This is a genomic window from Bradyrhizobium sp. WBOS07 (genome assembly GCF_024585165.1).
Taxonomy (GTDB): Bacteria; Pseudomonadota; Alphaproteobacteria; order Rhizobiales; family Xanthobacteraceae; genus Bradyrhizobium; species Bradyrhizobium japonicum_B.
Genome location: NZ_CP029008.1, coordinates 5,841,868 through 5,857,298 on the forward strand (window position 1 = coordinate 5,841,868; position 15,431 = coordinate 5,857,298).

14 protein-coding genes are annotated in these 15,431 nt (G+C 66.4%); 11 read left to right on the top strand and 3 right to left on the bottom strand.

Going from position 1 to position 15,431, the window contains the following annotated elements; all coding sequences use genetic code 11:
• Positions 1–58 precede the first annotated feature (58 nt).
• Positions 59–541: a cupin domain-containing protein gene (locus tag DCM79_RS27795; RefSeq protein ID WP_257177272.1), complete on the bottom strand. Its 483-nt coding sequence runs from the start codon at positions 539–541 to the stop codon at positions 59–61.
• Between the two features lie 285 nt (positions 542–826).
• Here DCM79_RS27795 and DCM79_RS27800 point away from each other — a divergent pair, with 285 nt between their 5' ends.
• Positions 827–1,543 carry a peroxiredoxin-like family protein gene (locus tag DCM79_RS27800; protein WP_257177273.1) on the top strand — a complete coding sequence of 239 codons (717 nt, stop codon included), beginning with the start codon at positions 827–829 and terminating at the stop codon, positions 1,541–1,543.
• Positions 1,544–1,607: 64 nt separating this feature from the next.
• On the opposite strand, the gene DCM79_RS27805 is transcribed toward DCM79_RS27800, so the two are convergent.
• Entirely contained in the window at positions 1,608–2,489 is an 882-nt protein-coding gene (locus DCM79_RS27805) for a LysR family transcriptional regulator (protein ID WP_257177274.1), read from the bottom strand.
• Between the two features lie 178 nt (positions 2,490–2,667).
• On the opposite strand from DCM79_RS27805, the gene DCM79_RS27810 reads away from it, so the two are divergent.
• From DCM79_RS27810 to DCM79_RS27820, 3 genes are all read left to right on the top strand, one after another.
• The gene (locus DCM79_RS27810; protein WP_257177275.1) at positions 2,668–3,492 is read left to right on the top strand and encodes a 3-hydroxybutyrate dehydrogenase; all 825 of its coding nucleotides are present in this window, start codon (positions 2,668–2,670) and stop codon (positions 3,490–3,492) included.
• 70 nt (positions 3,493–3,562) lie between these two features.
• Positions 3,563–4,711, top strand: a complete 1,149-nt coding sequence (locus DCM79_RS27815; RefSeq protein WP_257177276.1) for a patatin-like phospholipase family protein — start codon at positions 3,563–3,565, stop codon at positions 4,709–4,711.
• A gap of 73 nt (positions 4,712–4,784) precedes the next feature.
• On the top strand, positions 4,785–5,735 hold the full coding sequence (locus DCM79_RS27820; RefSeq protein ID WP_257177277.1) for an oxygenase MpaB family protein: 951 nt from the start codon (positions 4,785–4,787) through the stop codon (positions 5,733–5,735).
• A 188-nt stretch (positions 5,736–5,923) separates the two neighbouring features.
• Here the strand turns inward: DCM79_RS27820 and glgA are convergent, their stop codons facing one another.
• On the bottom strand, positions 5,924–7,339 hold the full coding sequence (glgA, locus tag DCM79_RS27825; protein ID WP_257177278.1) for a glycogen synthase GlgA: 1,416 nt from the start codon (positions 7,337–7,339) through the stop codon (positions 5,924–5,926).
• 182 nt (positions 7,340–7,521) lie between these two features.
• On the opposite strand from glgA, the gene DCM79_RS27830 reads away from it, so the two are divergent.
• The 7 genes from DCM79_RS27830 to DCM79_RS27860 all read left to right on the top strand — a co-directional run bounded on the left by DCM79_RS27830 (position 7,522) and on the right by DCM79_RS27860 (position 15,310).
• Positions 7,522–8,718 carry a CaiB/BaiF CoA-transferase family protein gene (locus DCM79_RS27830; protein WP_257177279.1) on the top strand — a complete coding sequence of 399 codons (1,197 nt, stop codon included), beginning with the start codon at positions 7,522–7,524 and terminating at the stop codon, positions 8,716–8,718.
• Positions 8,719–8,848: 130 nt separating this feature from the next.
• Complete coding sequence (locus DCM79_RS27835; RefSeq protein ID WP_257177280.1) at positions 8,849–10,393, top strand: ABC transporter substrate-binding protein; 1,545 nt, start codon at positions 8,849–8,851, stop codon at positions 10,391–10,393.
• 7 nt (positions 10,394–10,400) lie between these two features.
• A complete protein-coding gene (locus DCM79_RS27840; RefSeq protein ID WP_257177281.1) occupies positions 10,401–11,351 on the top strand; it encodes an ABC transporter permease in 951 nt (316 codons plus the stop codon).
• Positions 11,338–12,210: an ABC transporter permease gene (locus tag DCM79_RS27845; RefSeq protein WP_257177282.1), complete on the top strand. Its 873-nt coding sequence runs from the start codon at positions 11,338–11,340 to the stop codon at positions 12,208–12,210. Before DCM79_RS27840 ends, DCM79_RS27845 begins: the two co-directional genes overlap by 14 nt.
• Complete coding sequence (locus tag DCM79_RS27850) at positions 12,207–13,199, top strand: ABC transporter ATP-binding protein (RefSeq protein WP_306556720.1); 993 nt, start codon at positions 12,207–12,209, stop codon at positions 13,197–13,199. Before DCM79_RS27845 ends, DCM79_RS27850 begins: the two co-directional genes overlap by 4 nt.
• The gene (locus DCM79_RS27855; protein WP_257177284.1) at positions 13,196–14,167 is read left to right on the top strand and encodes an ABC transporter ATP-binding protein; all 972 of its coding nucleotides are present in this window, start codon (positions 13,196–13,198) and stop codon (positions 14,165–14,167) included. The genes DCM79_RS27850 and DCM79_RS27855 overlap by 4 nt, the downstream gene beginning before the upstream one ends.
• Positions 14,168–14,242: 75 nt before the next feature.
• Entirely contained in the window at positions 14,243–15,310 is a 1,068-nt protein-coding gene (locus DCM79_RS27860; RefSeq protein WP_257177285.1) for an alcohol dehydrogenase, read from the top strand.
• The last annotated feature ends 121 nt before the right edge of the window (positions 15,311–15,431 follow it).

Below are 15,431 nucleotides of genomic sequence, written 5' to 3' on the forward strand. Positions count from 1 at the left end.
GGGATGGCGCGGCAGCGCCAGGCCCGGAATGGTGGGGATGCAAGCCCCCGAGGCGGCCTCACATGTGATGGTCGTTGGGATCCTTGCGGACGTCGCCGACATAGAGAATGACGGTCTCCTTGCCGAGGTTCTTCCACCAATGCGAGGTGCCGTGGACCTCGGGACGGATGTCGCCGGCCTTGTGCACGATCGGATCGACGCAGTTGGAGGCGTATTCGACGATCTCGCCCTGCTGCACGAAGATCAGCGCGGGACGGTCGTCATGGCTGTGCCACGGCACGATGCCGCCGGGCGCGATGGTCAGCTTGCGGAAGCGCAGCTCGCGGCCCTCGATACGGGCGGGCTGCTTGCCGAGGTCGATGGCGCCCAGCGTCACGTCGGTGACGCCGACCGGCTTGTAGTCGACCATCTTTTGCGCGTTCGGCTTGACCTTGTCGGCCGGGCATTCGCCCGCGACGGCAGGCTGCGACGCGAACGTCAGCGCGCCGACGACGGCGAGGCCGGACCAGACCAGGCGCGACAATGTGGGATGCTTGGACATGAGAAGTCTCCTGTGTTGGCCGCAACCTCGCTGGTCGCCGGCTATGACGGGAGCTTGGTCGAGAACGCGTCGATCCTGAAATGCCGGCTTGCTCTCGATGCGATAGCGATGCGCTATGTTGATGCGCGGCGGCTATCGATCCGATTGGGCAACGGCATTTCCGCTTCCGTACCATTCGGCGTCCGATGACAGGGCGCCCCGATTGGCGCCCGGTATCGCGGCCGCCCCTTGCGGCCGGCCGAACCGGGAAACTAATATTCACCGAATGCAATGCCGGAGCAGAAGATGACATCTCTCTCGCCAGCCGATGCCGAGCAGCTCAGGCTTGCCTTCGAGCGCTGCCGCGACATGGACGGCACCCTGAACGAGCAGCTCCGCGCCTATGCCGATGCCAGCCGTGCGGTCTTTCCGGCCTATGGCGAGGCAGTCGATCGCCTGGTCGCGAGATTGGGTGGGAACGGCGGCGGCGAGACCGCGCCGCGTCCCGGCGATGCAATGCCGCCATTCATGCTGCCGGACGAGGGCGGACGTCTGGTCGCGCTGCCTGCGCTGCTGGAGCGAGGTCCGCTCGCCGTGATGTTCTTCCGCGGCCATTGGTGTCCCTATTGCCGGCTCAATGTCCGCGCCGTGGTCCAGGCGCTCGATCATATCGAGGCCATGGGGGCGCAGGTCGTTGCAATCATGCCGGAGACGCAGGAATACACTGGACAACTCAAGACCGAATCCGGTGCGCCGTTTCCGATCCTGACCGATCTCGACAACGGCTATGCGCTCTCGCTCAATCTCGCGATCTGGCTCGGCGCGGAGATCCAGCACCTGTTGTCGTATCAGGACATGGCGAAATTCCACGGCAATGATGGCTGGATGCTGCCGATCCCGGCCGTGTTCGTGGTCGGCCGCGACGGAATGGTGAAAGCGCGCTTCGTCGATCCCGATTTCCGCAAGCGCATGGAGATCGACGATCTGCTCGCGGCGTTGGAGAGCGCGAGCCGGGAGAACTGAGCTTTTCTTCCCTTCTTGCCTTGCGGGAGAAGGCGGCGCGGAGCGCCGGATGAGGGGTAGGTTTCTAGCCTGCAATCGCCCGCCAGTCGGCGCCGCGCAGCATACGCATCACGGCGTTGGCAACCGCCGTGCGCTGGCGGCCGGCCACGCCGTAGAGGCTGACGGTGCGGCGTGCGTCCAGTCCGGCGACGGTGGCGCGGCTCAGCGTTTCCGGCAAAGGCGAGGTGTGCGGCACCATGGCGACGCCGATGTCGGCTTCGACCAGTTCGATCAGGTCGCGCTCGCTCGAAATCTCGTGGCCGTGCTCGATGCCGTGCTCGCGCAGGTTCGCGGAGATGCGGCGCGAATGCTCGCAGAAGGTCCGGTTCAGCAATTGCTCCGAGCGCAAATCGTCCAGCTCGATGCTGCTTCGGCCGGCCAGCCGATGTCCGTCGCCAACGACGAGCTCGAAGCTCTCGGTGAACAGCGGCCAGGTGTCGAGCCGGTCCCAGGCCTCGTCGATCTCGGCGGCGATGCCGAGCTCGGCTTCGCCCTTCTTGAGGAAATCGGCGACCTCGCGGCTCGTCCCGCGTAGGAAGCGCAGCTCGAGCCGGTTGAACTGCCGCCTGATCTCGTTGAGATGCGGGATCAGCAATGCCAGGTCGATCGAATGCGTCAACGCGATGCGCAGCGCGCCGACTTCACCGCTCCTGAACGAGGAGGCGAGCGAGCGCGCGCCGACTGCGGCATCATAGCACTGCTTCAGGAGTGGATGCATGCGCTGGCCGAGCTCGGTCAGTTGCGCCGCCGGTCGCTCGCGGCGAAACAGGTCGCCGCCGAGCTCGGCCTCGAGCTGCTTGATCGCGCGCGTCAGCGAGGGCTGCGTGACGTTGCACTCCTCCGCCGCACGCGTGAAATTGAGCAATCGCGCCACCGCGAGGAAATAGCGGACCTGGTGCATTTCCATGGATCGGCTCCCAGCAAGAGTGCCGGAAACCTAGCCGATCGGAGCGGGAAATGACATCCCGCCCGCGATAGCGCGGACGTATGGAGTCGGAAGCCAGCCGGTATTTCCGTTCGGGTCGCCGATCCTCCAGGGTCTTGCGAAGGCTTGAAGTCCAGTCATCGCCAACGGAGACCGTGCCATGAATATATCGCTGAAGCCGCAGACATCGCAGCCTGCCCGCGCGCTGGCCGGCAAGGTCGCGCTCGTCACGGGCTCGACCAGCGGCATCGGTCTCGGCATCGCACGTGCCCTGGCCGCGGCCGGCGCCGATGTCGTCCTGAACGGCCTCGGCGTCGCCAGTGAGATCGGCCGGACGCGCGAGCAGATCGCCGCCGAGTTCGGCGTCAGGGCGAGCTACTCGCCGGCCGACATGACGAGGCCAAAGTCGATCGCCGAGATGATCGCGGCGACCATCGCCGAGTCCGGCCGGCTCGACATCCTCGTCAACAACGCCGGCATCCAGCATGTCGCGCCGCTCGAGCAATTTCCCGTCGAGAAATGGGACCAGATCCTCGCGATCAACCTGACCTCGGCCTTTCACACGACGCGGCTCGCGCTGCCGGCGATGCGCCGGAACGGGTTTGGCCGGATCATCAACGTGGCCTCCGCGCACGGCTTGGTCGGCTCCCCGTTCAAGGCAGCTTATGTCGCCGCCAAGCACGGCATCGTCGGTCTGACGAAGGTCACGGCGCTGGAGACGGCGGAGCATGGCATCACCTGCAACGCCGTGTGCCCGGGCTACGTCTACACGCCGCTGGTCGAAGCGCAGATCGACGGGCAGGCCAAGGCGCACGGCATCTCCCGCGACCAGGTCATCCGCGACGTGCTGTTGGCGCAGCAGCCCAACAAGCGCTTCGCCACGGTCGAGGAGCTCGGCGCACTGACGGTGTTCCTGTCGACGGACGCGGCGGCTTCGATCACCGGCATCGCGCTTCCGGTCGACGGCGGCTGGACCGCGCATTGAGATGGGCCGGCGCAACAAGCCGCAACGGCATGTAAATATTCGATCGGTGCAAGCTCACCAGGAGCAGGACATGAATGGCATGCAGGACAACACGCAGAGCAAGGGCGCGGATCTGCCCGGCCAGGTCGTGCTCGTGCTCCAGGGCGGCGGCGCGCTCGGGTCCTACCAGGCCGGCGTGTATCAGGCGCTGCATGAGGCCGGCATCGAGCCGGACTGGATCATTGGCACCTCGATCGGCGCCATCAATGCCAGCCTGATCGCGGGCAATGCACCCGGCCAGCGGCTGGCGCATCTGAAGGAATTCTGGAAGCGGATGGAGCAGAATCCGATCTGGAATCTGCGCACCGCGTTTCCCGGCTTCAACGAGAAGCTCACCTATTGGTCGACCGTCACCAACGGCATTCCCGGATTCTTTCGCCCCAATCCGCTGGCGCATGCCGGTGATTCCTATCCGCTTGGAGCAGATCACGCCGGCTTCTATTCGACCGCACCATTGGAGAGGACGCTGCTCGAGCTGGTCGATTTCAGCCTGGTCAACAGCTGCTCGCCGCGGCTGACGGTCGGTGCCGCCTATGTCCGCAGCAGCCAGATGCGCTATTTCGACAGCCGCGACGGCGAGCTGACCGTGAATCACGTGATGGCCTCCGGCGCGCTGCCGCCGGCGTTTCCGGCGGTGCGCATCGACGGCGAGCTCTATTGGGACGGCGGCATCCTGTCCAACACGCCGACCGAAGCCGTGTTCGACGACAATCCGCGCAGGAATTCGCTGATCTTCGCCGTGCATCTGTGGAATCCGATCGGCGCGGAGCCGACGACGATGGCGGAGGTGCTGAACCGGCACAAGGACGTGCAATATTCGAGCCGTATCGCGAGCCAGATCGCCCGCCAGCAGCAGGCCCACCGCCTGCGCCACGTCATCAATCAGCTCGCCGCGCGCCTCTCCGAGAGCGAGCGCCGCGACCCAGCAGTGCGGGAGTTGATCAGCTACGGCTGTCCGACCCGAATGCATGTCGTGCGGCTGCTGGCGCCGCAGCTCGATCGTGAGACCCATACCAAGGATATCGACTTCAGCCCGTCCGGCATCATGCGGCGCTGGGACGCCGGCTATGCGCATACGCGGTCCGTGCTCGAACGAAAGCCGTGGATCGGCGAATTCGATCCGCTCGCCGGCGTGGTGCTGCACGAGCATATGGACGTGCTGCCGATGGCGGCGGAGTAGAACGGCTCCTTCATCATCGAATTGCCACAGGCCTTGCGGATCGTCGGTCACCTCGCAGCCGAAGGCCGTGCAGATGGTGTCCGCGAACGATCTCGAGGCAACGCTCGATCAGGTCCGTGCCAACGCAGCGGGAGCGGTGGCCGGCGTGTTCGGTCCTGACACGCTGACCTGGCGGATCGACCGCGAGGCCGTCATCTTTCTCGGCGCCGGCCGCGCGCTGTTGCTGCAGCTGGCCCATCCCTGGGTTGCCGCGGCCATCGCCGAGCATTCCAAAACCTTTGCCGATCCGATCGGACGCTTCCATCGCACCTTCGACATCGTGTTTGCCATGGTGTTCGGCTCGCTCGAGCGGGCGCTGCTGTCGTCGCGCCAGCTGCACCGGCGTCACAGCATGATTGTCGGAGAGATGCCCGAGACGGTCGGCCCGTTCGCGGCAGGCTCGCGCTACCACGCCAACGACATCGCATCGCTGCGCTGGGTCCATGCGACGCTGGTGGAGTCGGCGCTGATGGCGCACGACCTGGTCCTGCCGGCTCTCACGGCGGAGGAGCGCGAACGTTACTGGAGCGAGAGCCGGCTGTTCGGTGCCTTGTTCGGGTTGAGGACAGACGATCTGCCGGCGGACTGGTCCGGCTTTGCCGCCTACACCGCGGCGATGGCGCAATCGGAGACGCTCACCGTGAGCCCGGCGGCACGCGAGATCGCGACGCAGATCTTTGCCGGCGCCCGCTCGTGGCTGCGGCCGCCGCGCTGGTACCGCGCGCTGACGGCGCGGATGTTGCCGGAACGGCTGCGCGCCGGGTTCGCTCTTGCGCTCGACGCGAACGACGACAGGGCGGTCGACAATGCGCTGCGTTGGATCAGGCGCGTCTATCCAAAACTGCCCGACAGGCTGCGCTATGTCGGCCCCTACCAGGAAGCACAGGCGCGCCTGCGCGGCGAGCCGCAGCCGGACTGGATGATCCGCTGCCTCAACCGCGCGTGGATCGGACGGCCGCAGATGGATGCGCGCGGCAAGGGGTGAGGGCACGATCTCTCGTGTCCCGGACAAGCCACAACGCGCAAAGCGCGTTGCGGCGCAGAGCCGGGACCCAGAGGCCGCGAACTGCGACGCGCGATGGGCCCGTGCTCAGCAGAGACGCCACGCTGCGTCCGGGGCACGAGGGGGCGAGGCGCTCGCAATGACTGAGATTGAGGGAGCGCCGAAGCGCCTCACACCGACGCCAGCTTGCGGTACAGCGCGCTGTAGCTGCCGGCCGAGATGCTCCAGGAGAACGATCGGCCCATGGCGCTGCGGCGCATGGTGTCGAGCTGGTCCTGCGCCATGAAGGCCGAGAAGGCCCGGCGGACGCCGCCGAGGAAGGAATCGCGCGAGGGTTTCGAGAACAGAAATCCGGTCTCGCCGTCGGTGATGGTCTCGGCGAGCCCGCCGATCTGGTGTCCGATCGGCAGCGAGCCGAAGCGCTGGGCGTACATCTGGCTGAGGCCGCACGGCTCGAAGCGCGACGGCATCAGGGTGAAATCGCTGCCGGCGAAGATGCGGCGTGCCTGGGCATCGTTGAAGCCGATCACGACGCCGATGGCGTCGGGGCGGCGGCGATGCGCGTCGATCAAGGCCTGCTCGAGCGCCGGCTCGCCGGAGCCGGTGACCACGATCTGCCCTCCGGCATCCACGATTTCGTCGGCCGCCGACAGCACGAGGTCGATACCCTTCTGGTGCACGAGGCGCGCGACGATGCCGAACATCGGGCCGCGCGAGACCGCAAGCCCGAACTGCTTGCGGACGTAATCAGCATTGGCCCTCTTGCCGGCCCAGTCGCCGGCGCCGAACTGCTGGGCGAGCTGGGCGCAGGAGCGCGGGTCCCAGCTCTCGTCGATGCCGTTGAGGATGCCAGTGAGCTCGGCGGCGTCCGAGCGCAGCCGGAGCAGTCCCTCCAGGCCGCAGCCGAACTCGGCCGTGGTGATCTCGCGCGCATAAGTGCCGCTGACGGTGGTGAGGTGCGAGGCGTAGACGAGGCCCGCCTTGAGGAAGGAGACCTGATCGTAGAACTCGACGCCGTCGATGTGGAAGGAGCTCTCCGGTGCTCCGATCCGCCGCAGCGCGTCCTTCGGGAAAAGACCCTGATAGGCGAGGTTGTGGATGGTCAGGATCGACGGCAGCTTGGCGCCGTGCCAGGCAAGGTAGGCCGGCACGAGCGAGGCCTGCCAGTCATTGGCATGGATCAGGTCTGCTGCCCAATTCTTGTCCAGCTTGCCCATGGCCAGCTCAGCGGCGGCGGAGGCAAATCGGGCGAAGCGGATGTCGTTGTCGGGCCAGTCGCGCCCGGACTCGTCGCCATAGGGATTGCCGGGCCGGTCGTAGAGTTGCGAGCAGAGCAGCACGTAGACCGGCAGGCCGTCCTTGGTCGCGGCCCGGCCGAGCGAGCATGCCGGCATTTCCGCGAACGCCGGGCAGCGGCCAACGATCTGAATATGCGTGAGTTGTTCGATGATGTCGCGATAACCGGGCAGCATGACCCGGATATCGGCAAAGGAGCGAAGCGCGCGGGGGAGAGCTGCGGACACGGCGCCAAGGCCGCCGACGCGGACGAAGTCGTCCATCTCAGTCGTAACGAACAAGACCCTCAAGAACAGCTGCCCTCTTCCGATCCCGTTTGCTGCTATGCAAGAACGGGTCCAGTTGCCCACGAAATCTCAAAGCCCGCCCACGCGGCACGTCCGTTCGGTAAAGACTTTCCTACTCAGCCGCCGCCCTCTAGGGTCGCCGCATCAACAAGAGAGAACATTGAAGGTTCCAAGGGGCTCCGGGGATGCAGCTAGCAGATAAGCATGAGGGGACGACGACAAAGGCCTTCGCCGGCCTCCGCGTCCTGGATTTTTCGACCACCATCGCCGGTCCTCACTGCGCGCGCATGCTTGCCGACATGGGCGCCGAGGTCATCAAGATCGAGACCGAGGGCGGCGAGACGATGCGGACCCGGCCGCCGCTGCGCAACGGCTGCAGCACCACGTTCGGCCAGCTCAATGTCGGCAAGAAGAGCGTGGTGCTCGACCTCAAATCGGAGGACGGCAGGGAGGCGGTCCGCCGGCTGGCCGCGACGTCGGACATCCTGGTCGAGAACTTCCGCCCCGGCGTGATGCACCGGCTGCGGCTCGACTACGACAGGCTGCGCGCCGTCAATCCGAGGCTGATCTATTGCTCGATCTCCGGCTACGGCCAGAGCGGCCCTTCGGCCGAGCTGCCGGCCTATGCGCCGGTAATCCATGCCGCCTCCGGCTACGACATGGCGCATCTGGCCTACCAGCCCGGCCGCAACCGTCCCGATTATTGCGGCATCTATCATGCCGACGTGGTCACCGGCACCTATGGCTTCGGCGCGATCGCCTCCGCGCTCTATCAGCGGACCGTGACCGGGCTCGGCCAGCATATCGACGTGTCCATGCTGGAATCGATGCTGTCGCTGACGCTGACCGAGCTGCAGAGCGCGCAATTTGCCGTGAAGCCGCCGCCGCGCCCGATGTTCGGACCGACCGAGACGGCAAACGGCTACGTCATGATCACGGTGGCCAGCGAGAAGACGTTCCAGGGATTGATGGCCGTGATCGGCCACGGCGAATGGATCACCGACCCGCGCTTCTCGACCTATGCCCCGCGTCGCGAGAATTGGGCCGAGGTGATGGACGGGGTCGAGGCCTGGTCGCGGCAGCTCACGACCGATGCGTGTCTCGCCGCGCTCGGCGCGGCCGGCGTGCCGGCTTCGGCCTATCGCACCGTGGCCGAGGCGCTGGCCGATCCGCAGCTCGCGCACCGGCAGGCACTCACGTCCGTGCAGGACGAGGGCGGCTCCTTCAAAGTGCTCAACCTGCCGTTCCGGATGTCGGGCGCCGACACCGCGCCCGCCACGACGATGGCCGGGCTCGGCGAGCATACCGATGCGCTGCGCGAGGAGATTGGCCTCGCCGATGATGCGCCAATTCCGACAGGCAAAACAGCCGCGACACGCTGAGCAACGTTGCGCCGCACTGCGGCGTGTGATCTCGCACGCGTTCCTCTTGCGGTGGCGCGCTTTTGCCGCCACTCTCGCCTCCAGTCATTCAGCGATCCGAAACATCGGACGAGGGATCCGGGGAGGAACCATGACGAAGATTGCTGCTGCGGCGCGCAAGCACGCGCCGATATTCCTTGTTGCGGCATTTGCCCTCCTTCCACTGACTGGGCCTGCGCAGGCGCAGAAGTCCGGCGGCAGCATCACCGTCGGCCAGGAACTGGAGATTGCAGGCTTCGATCCCCTCAAGGTCGGCGTCTACGACACCTCGACCTTCACCGCTGCCGCCGCCATCTTCGACACGCTCACAACGCTGGACGAGAAGGGGCAGGCCGCGCCGAAGCTCGCGGTGTCCTGGACGCATTCCGACGACTACATGACGTGGACCTTCAAGCTGCGCGAGGGCGTGAAATTCCACGACGGCACGCCGTTCAATGCGCAGGCCTTCAAGGAGAATTTCGACCGGCAGAAGGATCCCGCCAACAAGTGCCGCTGCGCCTTCTACATCACCAACATCAAGGAAGTGCTGGCGCCGGACGAATACACCCTGGTCTACAAGCTCACCGACCCTTCCGTGAATCTGCCGGCGGTGATCACGATTCAGAGCCAGAACAACGTGGTGCATTCGCCGACGGCGTGGAAGACCAAGGGGGACGACTACAATCGCAATCCCGTCGGCACCGGTCCCTACATCCTGAAGTCATGGACCGCCGGCGACCGCATGGTGCTGGAGAAGAATCCAAACTACTGGGACAAGGGCCGGCCCTATCTCGACCGCATCATCCTGAAGCCGCTGCCCGACGCGCAGTCGCGCTTCGCCTCGCTGCAATCGGGCGAGGCCGACATCATCTGGGACGACGAGAACGACGCCGACAACATCATGAAGGCGCAGAAGGATTCCAAGCTCACGGTGCACACCTACAAGGGCTCGGGCGCGGCGGTCTACGCCTTCAACACCAAGGTCGCGCCGTTCGACGATGTCCGCGTGCGTCAGGCGCTGGTGATGGCGATCGACCGCCCGAAAATGTCACAGGCGATCACCAACGGTCTGAGCCGGCCCGCGAGCAATCCTTACGGTGACGGCTCCTGGGTGAAATGCAAGGACGACGGCGCGCTGCCGTTCGACGTCGAGAAGGCCAAGGCGCTGATCAAGGATTACGGCAAGCCGGTCGAGTTCAAGATGCTGGTGACCGCAACGCCGCGCGGCCGCATGGTCGGGCAGGTGCTGCAGCAGTTCTGGAAGCGCGTCGGCGCCAACATGGAGATCGAGCAGGTCGACCAGGCCACCATTCCCTCGCGCGCCTTCACCCGCCAGTTCCAGATGACGCCGTGGCGCATCGTCGATCTCGCCGATCCCGATCCGCAGATGTACGCGAATTTCCGCAGCGGCAGCCCGCTGGCGCTCGCCGGATACTCAAACCCCGAGCTCGACAAGCTGCTGGACCATGCGCGCGTCACGGCCGACCTCGGCCAGCGCAGCGAGGATTACTGCGCCATCAGCCGCCTGATCAACAAGGAGGCGATCTGGTTCTGGACCTTCCAGAACACCTATTACGCGCTGTCGAGCGCCAAGCTGAAGGGCTTCCCGAAGATGTACAACGGCGTGATCGACGTCTCGAGGACCTGGCTGGAATGATGGCGCGATGCTGAACTTCGTCGTTCGGCGGCTGCTCGCCATGCTGCCGGTGCTGCTCGCCGTCTCGCTGCTGACGTTCCTGATCGCCTCGCTACTGCCGGGCGATCTCGCTCTCGTCATCCTCGGCGATCAGGCGACGCCGGAGAACGTGGCGGCGCTGCGCCGCGACATGGGGCTCGACCAGCCGCTGTGGTGGCGCTATCTCAGCTGGCTCGGCCAGGTCCTGCAGGGCGATCTCGGCCGCTCGTTCCGCACCGGGCAGACGGTGTTGCAGGCGGTCGCCGAGCGCATTCCGGTCTCGCTGCAATTGATGCTGATGGCCGAGTTCATCGGGCTCCTGATCGGCGTTCCCGTCGCGATCGCCTGTGCCGCGCGCGCCGGCGGCGCGTTCGACCGCTTCATGACCGGCAGCGCGTTCGCGATGCTGTCGATGCCGTCCTTCCTGGTGGCGATCCTGCTGATCTACCTGTTCGCGGTCGAGCTGCACTGGCTGCCGGCGACCGGCTATGTGCCGTTCACCGAAGCGCCGCTCGGCAATCTGCGCTTCTTCGTGCTGCCGGCGCTGACGCTCGCGCTCGCCGAATGGCCTGGAATCATGCGGGTGCTGCGTTCCGACATGATCGCGACCCTGCAGGAGGACTATATCGCGCTCGCCAAGGCAAAAGGCCTCAAGCCGGCGCGCATCCTGTTCGTGCATGCGCTGAAGCCGTCGTCGCTGACCCTGGTGACGGTGACCGGCATCAATATCGGCCGTCTGCTCGGCGGCACGCTGATCGTGGAATCGATCTTCGCGCTGCCCGGCATCGGCCGCCTCCTGGTCGGGGCGATCTATACCCGCGACCTCGTCATCCTCCAGGGCGTGGTGCTGCTGGTCGCCTGCGGCTTCGTCATCGTGAATTTCATCGTCGACATGCTCTACGCCGTGCTCGATCCCAGGATCCGCCATGGCCACGCTTGAGCTCTCGCTGCAGGACGAGGCGGCGCCCGTGCCGGTTGGCCGCAAGCGCAAGCTCGGCCTGCTGTTCTGGATCGCGAGCAGCTGGCTTGCGATCATCCTCGCGCTCGCGATCCTCGCGCCGGTGCTGCCGCTGCAGAATCCCGTCGACATGGACATGCTGGAGCGCCGCGCCGCGTTCTCTTCCGAGCACTGGCTGGGGACCGACGGGCTCGGCCGCGACGAGCTCGCCCGCCTGATCTTCGGCGCGCGAACCTCGCTGACGGTCGGGCTGATCGCACCGATGATCGGTCTCACCATCGGCGGGGCGCTCGGCCTGCTCGCCGGCTATTTCCGCGGCCGGTTCGAGATCATCGTGGTCGGCAGCATGGACGTGCTGCTGGCCTTTCCGCCGCTGATTTTCGCACTTGCCGTGACCGCCTATCTCGGCCAGTCCGTCCCCAACCTCACCGTGATCCTCGGCGTGCTCGGCATTCCCGCCTTCATGCGCGTGGCGCGGGCGGCGACGCTGACGCTGGCGCGGCGGGAATTCGTGATCGCGGCAGAGGCGCTCGGCGCCAGCCATGCGCGCATCCTGCTGCGTGAGCTGTTGCCGAACGTGATCCTGCCGCTGCTCGCCTTCTTCCTGCTCGGCGTCGCCGTCACCATCGTGGTCGAGGGGGCGCTGTCCTTCCTCGGCCTCGGCGTGCCGCCGCCGATGGCGAGCTGGGGCAGCATGATCGGGGAGGGGCGCGACAGCCTCGACGTCGCGCCGCGGCTGGCCTTCCTGCCGGCGGCCGGACTCTTCGTGACCGTGCTGGCCTTCAATCTGGTCGGCGATACCTTGCGGGCGCTGACCGATCCGCGCCAGGGTGCGCTGTGAGCGCCCCGCTATTGACCATCGCGGATGTCACGGTCGAGCTGCCGACGCCGCGCGGCAATTTGCGCGCGGTGGATCGTGTCGATCTGTCGCTGCAGGCGGGTCGCACGCTCGGCATCGTCGGCGAATCCGGCTGCGGCAAGACCATGCTGTCGCGCGCGGTGCTTCAGCTGCTGCCGAAGAAAGCAAAGCTCACGGGCCGCGTGATGTTCGACGGCCAGGATCTGGTGCGGCTCGCGCCGGAAAGCCTGCGGCGCCTGCGCGGCCGCGATCTCGCGGTCGTGTTCCAGGATCCCATGACCTCGCTCAATCCGGTGCTCACGATCGGCACGCAGTTGATGGAGACGATCCAGGAGCATCTCGAACTCGATGCGCCGGCGGCGAAGGCGCGCAGCATCGAGCTCTTGGCCGCCGTCGGCATTCCCGCGCCGGAGCAGCGGCTCGCGCAATATCCGCATCAATGTTCCGGCGGCATGCGCCAGCGCATCGCGATCGCGATCGCGCTATCCTGCGAGCCGAAGCTCTTGATCGCGGACGAGCCGACGACCGCGCTCGACGTCACCATCCAGGCGCAGATCCTCGATCTGCTCGCGCGCGAACAGCGCCGCCGTCACATGGCGATGATCATCATCACCCACGATCTCGGCGTCGTCGCCGGCCGTGCCGACGAGGTCGCGGTGATGTATGCGGGCAGGGTGGTGGAGCGCGCGCCGACCTCGGCGTTGTTCAAGCGCATGCACATGCCCTACACCGAGGCGTTGCTGGCAGCGATTCCCAAGCTGGATGCCGCGCCGCATACGCCGCTGCCGGCCATCTCCGGCCGTCCGCCCGATCCGACGCGGCCGCTGCGTGGCTGCTCCTTCGCGCCGCGCTGCCGTTATGCCACCGGCCGCTGTCGTGAGGCCAAGCCGGCGCTGGCAAGCGCCGAAATGCCTGATCATCTCTATGCGTGCTTCCACCCGATCCAGATGGCGGAAGGAGTTGGCGCATGATGCAGCTTGCCATGCGCGCCGAGCCGCTTCTGAACGTCGACAATCTCGTCGTCGAATATGGCCTCGGCAACAAGACCGTGCATGCCGTCTCCGGCGTCAGTTTTCAGGTCGCGCGCGGCGAGACGCTGGGGCTGGTCGGCGAATCCGGCTGCGGCAAGTCGACGCTGGGGCGCGCGGTGCTGCAATTGCGCCGCGCCAGATCCGGCCGCGTGCTGTTCGACGGCGAGGACCTCACCGCGATGGAGGGCGAGGCGCTGCGCAGGATGCGCCGCCGAGTGCAGCTGATCTTCCAGGACCCGATCGCCTCGCTCAACCCGCGCCGCCGGATCGGCGACATCGTGGCCGAGCCGCTGATCATCGCCGGCGTCAAGGATGCGGCCGAGCGCAAGCGGCTCGTCCATGAGGTGCTATCGGCGGTCGGGCTTGACCCTGACCTCGTCGCAGGGCGCCTGCCGCACGAGTTCTCCGGCGGCCAGTGCCAGCGCATCTGCATCGCGCGGTCACTCGTGCTCAATCCCGAGTTCATCGTCTGCGACGAGCCGGTCTCGGCGCTCGACGTCTCGATCCGCGCGCAGATCCTCAACCTGCTGGAGGAGATGAAGGCGCGCTTCGGCCTGACGCTGCTGTTCATCGCGCATGATCTTGCTGTGGTCAAAGCGGTCAGCGACCGCGTCGCGGTGATGTATCTCGGCCGGCTTTGCGAGGTCGGCCCTGCCGAGCAATTGTTCGCGTGGCCGGCGCATCCCTATACGGAGCTGTTGCTGCAGGCGATCCCGGTGCCCGATCCGGACGTTCGTCCCGCCGAGAGCATCGCGGGCGGCGAGCCGCCATCGCCGATTGCGCCGCCGTCCGGGTGCCGCTTCCGCACGCGCTGCCCGCGGGCCGATCAGCGATGCAGCGCGGAGATACCGGAGTTGCGTGAAGTCGCACCCGGCCAGTTCGCGGCTTGCCATCATCCGCTGGCCTGAACTAAGACCGGTTTGTCTCGCCTTGCCGGCCATGGCATGGTGGCGCGGTGACAAGAAGCATGCGGGAGGACGCCGATGAAGAGTTTCAAGGTTGCCGATTTCAAGGCACCGCTGCAGGAGTTCGACGAAGCGACGCCGCAGCCGTCGGGCACGCAGGTGCTGATCAAGGTGAAGGCCGCCGGCGTCTGCCACAGCGATCTCCACATCTGGGAAGGCGGTTACGATCTCGGCCACGGCCGCAAGCCGCTGTCGCTGAAGGACCGCGGCATCAGCCTGCCGCTGACCATGGGCCATGAGACCGTCGGCGAAATCCTGGCGTTCGGCCCCGACGTGAAGCCGACCGACCAGGGCGAGCTGAAGATCGGCGACGTCGGGCTGGTCTATCCCTGGATCGGCTGCGGCAAGTGCGCCACCTGCCTTGCCGGTGACGAGAACATGTGCCTGACGCCGCGCTCACTCGGCGTCTATTGCGACGGCGGCTATTCCGATCACATGCTGGTGCCGCATCCGCGCTATCTGCTCAATCTGCGAGGGCTCGATCCGGCGACGACCGCGCCCTACGCCTGCTCGGGTGTCACCACCTACAGCGCGCTGAAGAAGGTCGAGCAGCATTTCGACACGCCGATCGTGATGTTCGGCGCGGGCGGTCTTGGCTTGATGGCGCTGTCGCTGTTGAAGGCGATGGGCGGCAAGGGCGCGATCATGGTCGATATCGACGCCAGGAAGCGCGAGGCGGCGGAGAAGGCCGGCGCGCTCGCCACTGTCGATCCCAAGGCACCGGATGCGCTGGAGCAGCTTGCCAGGAAGGCGGGCGGGCCGATCCGCGCCGTGATCGACCTCGTCGGCAACGCTGCGACGACGCAGCTCGGTTTCGATTGCCTCACCAAGGGCGGCAAGCTCGTCATCGTCGGCCTGTTCGGCGGCGGCGCGACCTGGGCGCTGCCGCTGATTCCGATCAAGGCGATCACGATCCAGGGCAGCTATGTCGGCAACTTGCGCGAAACGCAGGAGCTGCTTGACCTCGTTCGCACCAAGAAGGTGCCGCCGATCCCGGTCACGACGGCCCCGCTCGCCAAGGCCAACGACGCGCTGCTGCAATTGCAGCAGGGCGCGGTGGTCGGGCGCACGGTGCTGACGCCGTAACGAGTGATGTTTGTTTCTCGTCATGGCCGGGCTTGTCCCGGCCATCCACGCCTTCCCATGGAAACGGCATCAAGACGTGGATGCCCGGGTCAAGCCCGGGCATGACGACGGAGAAAGTAGA